Raw genomic sequence first — 12081 nt, 5'->3', positions numbered from 1 at the left:
TCACCCCTCAGTGGCCTGCTGAAGAGCGGCGGCGAGTCGGTTGATCCGGAAACGAACTACCGCTGGCGCGGCCATGTGCTGGGTGGCTTCAGGCTGGGCCCGGGACGATCGCAGAGCAGCGAGCGCGGTTCGCAGCGTTGGGGCGTCGAAGGTCTCAACCGAATCCAGGGCGGCGCTCAACGCGCTCTCCACCAGACCCCAGCCAGTCGGATCGAGAAGCCACGTCTGGACCTCCCGCAACATCGTTGTGGCGGCGACAGTTGTCTGCCGATCGAGCCACGGTCGCGGAGTTGCCATCCAGGGGTCGAATCCGTCTCCCACAATGGATAGCCCGGCCCACGTGTGCGGCGGGACCTGACCGCGGCCGCGGCTGCGCAGGTAGTCGAGTTGCACCTGGCGAAGCGCGTCAACTGGGGAACGGCCGCGCGCTAGCTCTGCATAGCAGGCGCCGAGCAGGGTGGCGGTCCGTGTCGTGGCGATGTCCACGGTGCCGGCGAGAACCCAGCGGGCCCCTGCGAGCAGCGCCGCCGTCGGAAGGCCGAGCGGTTCGGCCGCAGCGCGCAGGTCGAGCCGTCCCGCCCAGCAGGCGGGCATTAGCACCGCCTCCGGCAGGCGGCAGACGAGTAGGTCAGCGGCCGTTAACGAGTCGCCGCCGCCGAGTTCTAGGGCCTGGCCGAGGCCACGGACGGCCGTGCCGTGGACGCTCAACAGGATCGCTGCGCGGTCAGCCGCCCTGAAGATCGAGGGCCGAACCTGGTCGCGGGTCAGCACGGCGGCATCCGGGAAGGCTTTCATCAAGGCAGCCCTCTCTCGGCGGCTGCCAGGCACTGACTCATCAAGGTATGCCGCCATGCCCGTCCCCGTGCGTGTTGGACGCGACCGTAGGGCCGTCCACAGGGCGATTGCCGGTACGACCGCGATGCGTGCAAGTTCTGCCAGGCAGCGTGTACCTACCCGGATGGCGGCCACCGGAACCGGCCCCAACAGTCCGCCGGTGGAAATCACCAAGGCGGGCTCGTCACCCCGCTCGAGCGCCGCAGCGAGGCCGGGCGGGATGATTGCGGCGCCCAGCGCGGTTAGGGCGTCGTCTTGGAACTCGGCAGCGAACCCCGGCTCTGCCGCGTGATAGCGGTCCAGCCAGCGGCGTACGCCTGGTGGCAGCAGCACCTCGTCGACCCGCGTCGTGCCGTCGGGGGCTAACCAGATTCGGTTGCAGATCGTAGCCTCATCTTCGAGTACGTCGACCAGCAGCGCATGTCCGCCGCGGGGAAGCGAGGCCCGCGTGGCAGCGAGATCCATAGGCTCCGGCACTGCGTTGCGCCGCAGCTCGGTGGTGGTTAGCCGGTCGAGGCGGCGGTACAGCTCGGGCAGACGGCCGGCCTCGACCGGCGTACGCCGGGCCAGGGTGATCGCCGCGACGAGCTCGCGCAGCTCCGGGGAGAACTGGGCTCCCGCCCGGATGAACGCCGCTACGGCCTCTGCGCGTGCTGCTGTGGCCACGGCGAACGCGGTGGGTCCGTCCTCGTCGCGGGCGGCGCAGTGCATGGCGAGGATGTACGCCTGCCGAGTGTCACGGTAGAACGTCTCGCGGTCGGCCGGGTCGCCCAGCCGCCGCCCTGCTCCCTCACTGAGCTGAAACGCCGCGACCGCGTGCTCCTTCGCCTCCCTCACGTAGCCATCAAGGATCAGGTCATACGCAAGCTGGTAATGCGCGATGGACGCTGCACTAGGGTCATCGCCCGCGTCGAGCGGCAGCAGCGCCTGGCGGAACATTTCGATTGCGGCGGCTCTGTCGCCGCGCGCGCGCTTGACCATCCCCCATTCGAGGGCGGCCTGAGACAAGTGCCGGAAATCAGGGGCATCCCCGAACGGCAGCGCCGCGAGTCGGCCCTCCGCATCGTCGAGGTTCCCGGCGAGCCGGTCGAGGCGCGCCAAAGACAGCTCGCTGAGCATGCGGTTGATTGGTTCTCCGGCGCCAAGCCGTAGGGCCTGGGAGAAACGGCGGCGGGCATACGCTTCGGCGGCGGGGTCTTCCGGTACGTCGAGCAGCCGCATCTGACCGAGCCGACGGGCAACGTGGGCGGCCCCGAGGCGGCGTCCCGCCCGCAGGTAACTCGTGAAGGCCCGGCCGTAGGCCTGTCGCGCCCCGGGCCGGTCACCGAGTTGGTCTAGGACAGCTCCGAGCTCGCGATCGACGTTGGCTACCCCGATGCGCCGGCCCAGGGCCGCGTATCGATCACGGGCCGCGGCGAGTAACTGCCGTGCTTGGTCGAAGTCATGCGCTATCCGCGCGGAGACGGCTGTTTGGTGGGCCCAGTCGGCGCGCAACTGCTCGGTCCGCTGATGGGACGGGCACCGAGGCAGCAACTCGGCCAACGCGTCGAGATGCTCTCGTGCCTGGACGAACTGGTGCCGCTGGTGGGCGACCGAAGCCCGCTGCGCGAGCACCTGCCCTGCCCGCAGGTGATCGCTCAGCCTCGCGGCTACCGACCCAGCTTCGGTAAGAAGGGCGTCGGCGTCGTCCAGCCGACCCTCGTAGCGGGCAAGGATTCCACTTTCCAGCAGCGCCTCGCAGCGTAGACCGGCTGCCCCAACCTGGTCGGCCAGCTTGATTACCTCGGCGTACGCCTCGGCGGCCTGCCGGTTGCGCTGCTCGGCGCCTAGCACCCAGGCCCACTCCAGCAGCACCTGGGCACGCGTCTCCGCAGGCAGATTCCGTCTGGCCGCCAGCGGTTCGAGCAATCGCCTGGCCGCGGGCAGCTCGTGACGGTCCACATGCGCGGCAGCCTCGCGCAGCATCGCGAGCAGTTCCTCGTCCACCCGACCATAGTGCCGCATCCTCCCTACCCGTCCGATACCTGCTGCAGAAGGGAGGAGCGGGCACTCGCAAGTGTGGAGGCGGGTGTCGAAGTTCACGTTAGTTGGTCGGCGCGGTTGACGCCCACAATCAGCAACGGCCGATCCCCCGCCTGCATCGCCTCTGGCTCGCTGTCGCCACCGGAAATGTCCTGGCCCGGCCGCGGGACCGCGTTGTTGCACCGGATCTCTGAGGCGATGGACCGGTACAAGCTACTCAGCCGACTGCGCCACCGGTTCGGCGAGTCGACCGCGAACCTGCCGCGACCTTGCCACGTTCTCGGGCATCGACCGAGGTGCGGCATCCGGAATGGCCGGCAACGCGGTCTCGCCCAGCGACTGTGTCGCAGTTTAAAGGGAGTCGAGGAACGCCTGTAGTTCCAGTCGGTCGAGGTCAAGGAAGTCCCGCTGCGGTATCGCGATGCGCAGCCGAGTGGTGAGCAGCCGCTCCCTGGATGCTGCGACGAACGACAGCACGATCAGCCGGATCAGTGCGAGCCGGTCCAGAGCGTCTACCCGTGCTAGCCCGGCGCCCACCACCGGCATAGTTAGCGGAGCCCGTTGTCCATGTTCATACACCGCCTTCCAAAGGTGGCTCAGGCTCCGCCACAGCACGTCTCCAGAGGACTGTGCGATTAAGTCTGGCGTCATGGTGCTGTATGCGACGCAGAAGAAATGCCGGCGCGGAGTACCGAGCACCGCTACAGTGCCAGTAGGATAGCGGCATAGCTTTCCGAACGGCTTCGCCGTCCTGGGCACCCGCACCGCCCCAGGGACCCCGGCCAGCGCCCGAGCTAGGTCGACATCCAGCGCGGCAACGTCGCCCTGGTAGATCCGTTCGAGGAACTGCCCCTGCACACTGTTTGCATTGATGATCCGGTCCTCGTTCACGTCGGTATCGAACATGTCCGTGAATCCGACGACGAGGTGAGCTTCCTGTTCGTCGAACAGGTCGCCCGGCACGATCTCCACCCGGCACCGGGGATGCCGGAGGTCTCGGGCGACGGTTCGACCGGGGCGGGCGCGAGCGAGTCCGAGAAGCATCGATCCTGCAGCGGCCGCCGCCGCCACCGTAATCTCGTGACCAGGAAACGCGGACCTGTCCCAAATCGCCTGGTAGGACTGCAAAAAGAGGGCTATTGCGCCAAACATCGTGAACGAGTGTGTCGCAAGGCTTCGCAACCCGCGCCGTGTCGCGACCCATCGCATGACGTAGATGATGTCCGGCCGTCCTGCGTCATGACAATGGCTCGAGTGTCCCGCTGCCCTCTACGCAGTCAGACGGGGCGCTCTGCGCCAGCCAGGCGGCCCTCGCGCCTTGGATCACCGCCCTGCTGATAACCAAAAGCTTCAACAGCCGCTCGCACGCGACGTGTGGCATGCCTCGGTGCGTCAGGCCGGACGCCTGCAGGCTCTCGGTCAGCTTAGCTTCGGACCTGGCGTCACCGACGATCAGGATGTCGCGGTGGCGCAATAGATCACGAGCAACGTATGCGTCATCACATCGGACTGCATGACCGATCAGGCCTGTGGCGAGACCCTGTACGCCGGAATGGCCTACGCCGCCGACTGCATCGATGACAGCAAGCCCGAGGCGCGTGTGAAAGGCGGCAAGGCCGGGTGTGGGCGTCAGCCGTCGGAAGCTGCGGAGCAACGCGTCGAGGTACGCCCCTTTCGGTTCGCCGACGGCCCTGGCGCATAGGTAGGCCAGACATGCGGTGACAGCCTCCTCCCACGGCTCGCCACGGACCGTCTCCGCGGTGGTCACGCGTGCACGCTCAATCTCGCCGGAGGCGATGTCGGCGATGACCGCGACTTGGCGCCCGTCGAGCATCCGTTGGCCGATGCCGTTGTACTGCTGGAGGTAGTCGTAGGCATCCTTCCACCGGCCGGCGCTGGTAAGTGCGCGGGCACCGTCCGCGAGAAGCGCGCTCCACAGCCACTGCCGCACCACACGATGATCGTCGTCGGTGCGGGTCAGCCGGCTTGCCGGAAGGGGCCGGCCGTCGACAAGGGTGTCAGTGCGGGAAGACACAGCCTGGAAGAGGTCGTCAAGGAGCGCAAGAGCGGCGTCGCCGTTGCCGTCTCTGATGTGCAGGCGGGCGAGGTTGACCAGCGGCTCGAGGGCGTGCCGCGCGGCCTGCGCGCCCAGGGGGAGGGCGCACAGGTACGCGTCGGCGTGTTCGTGGCACCACTGCCGGGCCAGCTCGGGCTGGCCACAGTCCGAGGCGATCAGCGCAGCCTGGTTGTAGACGGCAGACGCGGCAGCCATGTCGCCTTCCCGGTCCGCGCGGTCGGCGAGGGCGCATAAATCGTCAACGCGGATGGTCAGCGCCTTGGCGGCGGGGCGTGGTCGGGCCACGAGGGGGAAGCGCCGGAGGACGTGGCTGGTCGGGTCCATCGTCACTGCCAGGTGACGGTGATCGGGTGGTGCGGCCGGGGGAGAACGAAGCGTCCAGCCGACGGGTTCGCCTCGGCCGGCGCGTCGGGAATCTCGAATCGCACGGTTCGGGGGCGGTACTCAGCGTCCCAGGTGCGGATTTCGGCACCGACGTGCTCCGCGAGGTCCTTGCCGGAGGGGCCGTGTCCGATGACGCCGACCTCGTAGTGCTTGCCGCCGTCGGCGGCCGGTGGTGCGGGGCGGATGGTGAGGTAGGCGAGGTTGGCGCCTCGGGTGGTGGCCATCGCGCCCCAGGGGAACATGGGTGAGACGGTGCCGGACTCGATGGCCTGCGGTGTGCCGTTCATGCGCATGAGGGCGTTGTCGAGCCGGCAGGCCAGCCACAGGTCCAGCCACTCGTAGGGCACCATCGGTGGGAAGTGCACGCCGGTCCACATCTCGTGCCGCTCGGTTTCCAGCACACCCGCGAGCTCGGCCGCGTCGACGTTCTGGTCCTTGTGCACCTGCAGGGTTACGTCCTGCTCACCGGTCAGGGTGACGATGCGCCGGGCGTCGTCGGCGATGCCGCGCAACGGCATGAAGACGGCCAGCTCACTGCCGACGTCGCGCCATCCGCCGTCGTACCGTTCGAAGATGACCGAGCGGGATGCGGCGCCGCGCAGCCGTAGCGGCACGACCAGCCTGCCGCCGGGGGTGAGCTGTTGCAGCCAGGCGGTGGGGGTTTCCCAGGCGCCGACGGTGGCGATGATCCGGTCGTACGGTGCGCCATCGGGATGGCCGAGCGCGCCGTCGCCGCGAACAACCTCGACATTGGCGACACCGGCGGTCGCGAGGTGTTTTCGAGCTGCGTCGACGAGGTCGTCGTCGACGTCGATGGTGGCGACATGGCCGGTCTCGCCGGTGATTGCGGCGAGGAGAGCCGCGTTGTAGCCGGTACCGGCGCCAGCTTCCATGATTCGGTGGCCCGGTCGGGCGTCGAGTTGTTCGAGCATCATGGCCACGATCCGGGGTTGCGACGCGGCGCTGATGGAGGCACCCCGGCCGTCGGTCTTGGTGTAGACAGCAGTGTCGGCGTACGCCTGCTCCAGCGGCACGCCGGGCAGGAACAGGTGCCGGGGCGTCTGCCGGATTGCGGCCTCGACGGACGGCGTCCGAATGATGTTCTCTGCCCGGAGCTGGTCGGCGAGTTCGCTGCGCAGGTCGGCCGGGTCACGATGCGTGGTCATCGGGTCGACGCTAGCGGCCGATAGGGTGGGTTCTGCGGTGGACACGGTGCTCCTCCTGGTGGGGTCGAAGACGTTCCTGACCGCGAGCGCGGCAAGGGTGGACTGGTCATGGACGGACAGGCCGATGCGGTTGGCATTGAAGATGACGTGGTGGGCGATGACGGCGCGCAGGCCGCGTCGGAGGTGGCCGCGCCGTGCCAGGTCGGCGAGGGCCTGACCGGCGGTTTCGAACGCCTCGAACCACGCCCCGTAGCCGGCGAGCGGGCTGTCGGAAGTGGGACCGCTCAGGCTGCGGATGTCGGCGGTCATGAGTCGGTTCATCGCCCGAACCAGGACGGCGGTGGCATCGCCCTCCGCGGGCAGGCTCGGGGCTGGGCGCAGGTCGGTGACCTTGGCCCAGACATCGCCCTGCTCGTACCAGTCCAGGCCGGCGCTCCGCATCAGGACGCTGCACAGCAGGACAGCGAGTTCGCGTCTGCCGAGCGTGGCCGGCTCGGCGAGGCCTGGCCCGAGGAGTAGATGTCGGCAGTCCTGGTGGAAGAGGTCGTGGGCGGCGTGCATGCCGGCCGAGCCGCCGAAGGCCATCGTCTCCGGCTCGTAGATGCCCCGGGTCCAGTTGACGATGCGGTCGTCGACGGCGAGCGTCTCCAGCAGGTCCTCGACGAGATGGGAGGTGGGGTCATCGGCGATGTACCGCCACCGCCACGACGGGTACTTGCGGACGAACCACCAACCGTGCAGAACTCCGTCTTCTTCGGCAGTGGCCAGCGCTGGGGCGAGCACGGTGGTGGCGATGAGCTCGGCTGCGGCGGAGCTGGGAAACTCGACGGTGTATTGCCGCCAGTCAGTTGTCGACATCGGTTCGGCTCCTCCTCACGTCAGGGGGTAGGCGGGTCGGGCGGTGAGCAGGCAGGAGTCCCAGGAACTAGCTGGCGCTGACGCGGTGCTGCAGCTCAGGGCGGCCAGGGCCACTCCGGCGACGCCTTCGAGCAGCCCGGGGCCCGACGAGGCGGCGAGTAGGGCAGCAGCCGTACGCCGAGGGCCGGCACCCGCAGGGCCGATCATTCTGAGCAGGCCGGGAACCTGGGCGTCGAGGCGAGCGGCTGTGCCAGGGGGAGCGTCGGCGGCGACGCGATGGGCGATGTGGGCGAGGCCCGCGTACCCGTGGCACAGGGAGGGATCCGTCGTTGCCGCCAGCTGCCCAGGGTCGATCAGGGCGCGGGCGAGCGCGTCTCCGGCAGTCACGCGACGGACCGGGTCACCGATTGCGAGAGCGGCCAGCTGCTGCGCGTGTGCCAGGCCCGCGGTGCCGTAGCACCATGACGGCCGTTGGGCGGCCGGCGTCGGTGGGTGGTCCGCACGCAGCTGCGCCCTGGTGATCCAGTACGGCCAGATCGGGCCGGCGCCGGTATCGCTGCGCCACCGGTCGAGCCACGAGCAGACGGTGGCGATGGCCGCGAGTTGCCCCGGGACGACGACGCCTTGCCGGGCGGCGAGTGCCAGGAGGGCCAGGGGTCCGGCGATGCCGTGTGCCAGTCCGTTGTTGCCGTGGCCGCCGAGGAATCGGGTATCGGCGCGTCCGTTGGGGCCGCTGCCGGTCCACCAGCCTGGTAGCGCCTCGCTGTCGTGGTGCAGGGGAGCGGTCAAACGGACCAGATATCCGAGTACGGCATGAAGTGCCTCGCCCGCAGGCGGTCGATGGAGCAGGTACGCGCCGATCCCGGCGAGGCCACGGATGACGTCGAACTCGGCGAGGGCCGGTAGCTCGCAGGCGTCGATGCGGGCGTGGGCGACGGCCACTCGGCGCCGGGCGTCGGCGGCGATCGCCCGGTCGAGGTCGTCGAGCGCGCGGGCGTAGAGGCAGGGCTGATGAGTGCTGGCGCAGGCGAGGACGTGGGCGAGCGCGGGTGCGCCGTGGAAGGGGTGGCTGTCAGGGCCTGCCGTTACCGGGCCGCTGGTAGCGGCGGTGAGCCAGTGGTGGGCGCGTTTCCAGGGCCTTAGCCCCGCCGCTGCCAGCTCTACGTGCAGCAGGGCGATCCCGGGTACGCCGAGGGCGAGCGACTGCCGCCACCAGGGTTGCCGGATCGGCAGCCGGTGGTCGTCGGGGTGGGCGAGGAGGTCGGCGACCGCGACGGCGAGTTCGTGGCTCTCGTACGCGAGGCTCATGGCCGGCTCCGGGCGAAGTAGGCGAGGGCTGCGGCTCGGGCTAGGTAGCGGCACTGGTCCTCGTCGTCGAAGTCGATGCCGACCGCGCGGATGTAGTGCGCGTGCATGAGCGAGCCGAGGACGTCGTCGGTGTCGATGCCGTCGGTGTGTGGCCCGGGCAGGTGGGTCCGGTAGACGGCGAGGGCGACTTCGCGGTTCTTCCAGGCGTCGACGATGGCGGCGCCGCCGGGGGCCGCGCGGAGCGCTGACCAGTCACGGCCGGGGTGGGCGAGGCGGACGGCTTCGTGGAACAGCGGCCGCGGGACCGGTTGAGGTGCCGCTGCGGGAACGTGGTCGACCAGCCAGCGCATGCCGGTCTCGACACTGCGGGTGTAGGCGACGGCGATAGCCGCGATCTGCACGGCAACCAGCGCCTGCCGACTCGGGCGCACCGGTTGGCACAGCTGCGTCAGTACGGCGTGGGAGTCGGCGATGAAGACCGCCTCGGCGGCCTGCATGGCGGGGCCGGATCCCCACCGGCCGGTCTCCGGATAGGAGGTGGCGTACTGGATCTCTCGGAGCAGGCCGCGTCGGCGCAGGTCGTCGGCCCACGCGCTGACGCGCTCAGCCGCCGGTCCGAATGAGGATGCGTCGGGCAGGGCGATCCGTAGCCGTAGGTGCTGGTCCGGGTCGCGGAACCGGAGGAACCACCAGTCGGGCGGGGTGTCCCACTCGGCGAGCAGTCGAGGAAGGTGCTCGGCGAGGAGCAGGTCCTGGCGGCGGATGTCTCCGTACAGCTTGGCGAGCAGGATTTGCGAGGCGGCCGGCGTCTGGCCCTGGTCGCGCCCGATGACGCGGGTCGGGGTCGGTGGGGGCAGCGGCGGCCACGGTGGTGGCTCGGTGGCGCGCAGGGCGACGATGACCTCGTGCGGGCGGCCGCCGCACCACCCGAGGTCCTCCGGGTTGGGTGCCTCCACGAGGACCGCCCGCGGCGCGGTGAGCAGGTGGCTGCGCAGCAGGACGCGGTGCGCTGACTCGTCGAGATCCAGTGGCAGGCGACGGTCGGCCTCGACCAGGTGCACCAGGCGCGGCAACCGCCGGCGAGCCCGCCATTCGTCGAAGGCGTCGTCCCAGGCGTACCAGGGCTGGTGCCGGTCGGGCAGCTCGGCAGCCTCCAGCCGCCAGGTCGCGGGAGCTAGGATCGCCCGCCCGTACCGCACCCGAGGCAGGAAGGGCAGCTTCGCCCGGGCGGCGGCACCCCAGTCGAAGGCCGTTACCTGAGCGCACTGGCCGCGCCCGAGTTCGATGAGAAACCGGGCCAAGGGCGGAGTGTGGGCGCGCAGGTTCAGCGCGTGCATGCCGACTGCCTCGATCCGGTGGCCGCGTTCCGGGACTGCGAGGTACATGCGCCGGCCATCGCACCCCACCGCCAAGTCGTCGATGGTGAGCACCGATCGACTCGGCCACCGGTGTTCGGCAAGGCTGATCACCGTGGGCAGCATCTGGACGGCGCGCGCTACGTGCGCGGTGCCGGGATCCAACGGGGGGAACGACACCTGGGCCGGCACGGCGTCCCGATCGCCGGCGGGTAGGTCGGCGAAGCCGGCGGCCAACCTTCCTGCGTCGCTCGGTCGCAGCACACTGAGGAACCGTCCGGTTAGCCCGCCGGCGGCCCGGGATACGGAGATGACCTCGATAGTGAACCTGCCGCGCGCCAGGTCCTTCTCGTCGGCGGCCTGCACGCGTACACACGCCTCCAGGTGCGGAGGTAGGCGTAGCCGCTGCGGCCCGAGCTCCAGTTGTGCGATCAGCGCCTCATCGAGAACGACTTCCGTCGCGCCGTCCAGTGCCGCACGCTGCGCCAGATTCAACAACGTCTCGTCCCGTTGGGAGATCGGCGAGCGAGGCTCGGGGGCCGGGCTGCCGGGGTAGCCGTCGGGCAGGCCGATGCCGCTGTCCGGGTCGACCAACTCCCGCACCGGCACGAGGGAACCGATGCCATAGCGCTCGTAGAAGCGCTGGTGGTAGGCCCGCCATGCGGCAGTGCCGTACGGGTACGCGCTCATCCTGGTCAGCACCAGCGCGGCGCGTTCCACCTCCTTGGCCACCTGGTCGGGGAGCGTCACCGAGGCGTCCAGCCGGAGATCCACGGCGAGCGGCTCGTGCGTCGAGATCGCGAGGCTCCGCATCCGCGAGGCCACCAGCCGCCGGACCGCTGGGGCGTCACTCGACTGTGCCGTGTTATGCCGCTGAAGCCCGGAATGGATCTCTCGGAGAGCGTTGACAACGCCAGCGACAGGCGTACCCGACTCGGCGCCGGCCTCGTCCAGCTGGCGCAGCAGGTATGCGAACGCGTCCGGCTCCGTGCTGGGCGCGTGCATGCTCGTGATGAGGACACGGTGAGCGATCAACTGGGTGAGCATCGCCATGACGACTGATGCGGAAGCCTGCGGAAACGCGCCACGAAGCTGCGCGGCGAGGACCTCCACCTGGATCGGGCTTCGAGCTGCGGCGATCGCAGCCCGCACCGGTGCTGAGTGGCGTAGGGACACCTCCGCTGCTCCCAGCTGGCCGTCGACCCCAGAATGCGGCTGGTAGGGGACGATCAGGCGGTCGTCGCGAACCGTGAGCGTGCTGTTCGCGACCACGGCAAGCCGGGAGAGCAGCTCCGGACAACGCTCGAGATGGGCGATCACGTCTGTGAGCCAGCCAGCGGCTGCCCGCGCGATCGCCTTATGCGCTGAGCCCCAGCGGGTCGGCGCTCGCGAGCCGAACACGGCGGGTGCCACGCCGGCGAGCAGCCCGAACGGCGTGGGGCGACCGAGAAGACGCTGTACGTACCGGACGACGGCGTGGACCGTCCGTCGTGTCTCGCGTACCGAAGCGGCTTCACCCGCGCAGAGCTTGCTGACCTGCTCCGCGAGCACCGGGCTGGAGAGCGCGACAGCCTCGGCTACCGCGTCGATCGCCCACACCTGTCGCAGCCAGCTGACCCACGACGGCACGAGTTCGGGGCGAGGCTCGGTCAGGTCCGGCCACGGGGGCAGCGCGATCGCCGGGTGTGCGACTGCGCGGACGAGCGCTGTGTCCATCGATCGGTAGACGGGGGAATCCACGGAACGGCTCACTTGATTACCTCGGTGAAACAGGGGGCCGGCCGGCGTCGACCGTCGTGGCGGCGCCGGCCGGTCTTGCGGAGGGGGTTGATCAGGCGACGTTGGTGGTGCAGGCGGTGCAGGTACTGCCGCAGCCGTCGTCGGTCAGGTTGACCAGACCGGCGAGGTCCGCCACCTCGAGCAGGCTGACATCGAGGTCGAACTCGTCGTCGCTGCCGGTCGCGCTGAGTTCCAGCGTTCCGCTTGCCATGTGTTCCTCCTTCTCGGTGCCGCGGGTCTCCCTGACCCGCCATGAAGCTCGGCGTCCGTCCCTCTGGAACGGGTCGCCGCTACCGCC

Annotated in this window: 7 protein-coding genes; all 7 read right to left on the bottom strand. The window is 69.7% G+C overall.

Annotated features, from left to right (window positions below; genetic code table 11):
• The 7 genes from O7604_RS27245 to O7604_RS27215 all read right to left on the bottom strand — a co-directional run bounded on the left by O7604_RS27245 (position 1) and on the right by O7604_RS27215 (position 11994).
• A complete protein-coding gene (locus O7604_RS27245; protein ID WP_281578235.1) occupies positions 1-2820 on the bottom strand; it encodes a CATRA system-associated protein in 2820 nt (939 codons plus the stop codon).
• Positions 2821-3207: 387 nt separating this feature from the next.
• Entirely contained in the window at positions 3208-3828 is a 621-nt protein-coding gene (locus O7604_RS27240) for a macro domain-containing protein (protein WP_281578234.1), read from the bottom strand.
• A gap of 265 nt (positions 3829-4093) precedes the next feature.
• A complete protein-coding gene (locus tag O7604_RS27235) occupies positions 4094-5257 on the bottom strand; it encodes a hypothetical protein (RefSeq protein ID WP_281578233.1) in 1164 nt (387 codons plus the stop codon).
• Positions 5258-5259: 2 nt separating this feature from the next.
• On the bottom strand, positions 5260-7341 hold the full coding sequence (gene fxlM, locus O7604_RS27230; protein WP_281578232.1) for a methyltransferase, FxLD system: 2082 nt from the start codon (positions 7339-7341) through the stop codon (positions 5260-5262).
• A 15-nt stretch (positions 7342-7356) separates the two neighbouring features.
• Positions 7357-8649 (bottom strand): lanthionine synthetase C family protein, encoded by a 1293-nt coding sequence (locus tag O7604_RS27225; protein ID WP_281578231.1) that lies wholly within the window; start codon positions 8647-8649, stop codon positions 7357-7359.
• Positions 8646-11756: a lantibiotic dehydratase gene (locus O7604_RS27220; RefSeq protein ID WP_281578230.1), complete on the bottom strand. Its 3111-nt coding sequence runs from the start codon at positions 11754-11756 to the stop codon at positions 8646-8648. The genes O7604_RS27225 and O7604_RS27220 overlap by 4 nt, the downstream gene beginning before the upstream one ends.
• Positions 11757-11835: 79 nt before the next feature.
• On the bottom strand, positions 11836-11994 hold the full coding sequence (locus tag O7604_RS27215; protein WP_018829768.1) for an FxLD family lanthipeptide: 159 nt from the start codon (positions 11992-11994) through the stop codon (positions 11836-11838).
• Positions 11995-12081: the final 87 nt, after the last annotated feature.

Source organism: Micromonospora sp. WMMA1947, from assembly GCF_027497355.1.
Taxonomy (GTDB): Bacteria; Actinomycetota; Actinomycetes; order Mycobacteriales; family Micromonosporaceae; genus Micromonospora.
The sequence above is the reverse complement of the archived record's forward strand: the minus strand, read 5'-3'. Positions and strand labels throughout refer to the sequence as shown.

Coding starts and splice junctions, on each gene's coding strand:
- O7604_RS27215 (WP_018829768.1), bottom strand. CDS start 11,994: ATGGCAAGCGGAACGCTGGAACTCAGCGCGACCGGCAGCGACGACGAG.
- O7604_RS27225 (WP_281578231.1), bottom strand. CDS start 8,649: ATGAGCCTCGCGTACGAGAGCCACGAACTCGCCGTCGCGGTCGCCGAC.
- O7604_RS27235 (WP_281578233.1), bottom strand. CDS start 5,257: ATGGACCCGACCAGCCACGTCCTCCGGCGCTTCCCCCTCGTGGCCCGA.
- fxlM (WP_281578232.1), bottom strand. CDS start 7,341: ATGTCGACAACTGACTGGCGGCAATACACCGTCGAGTTTCCCAGCTCC.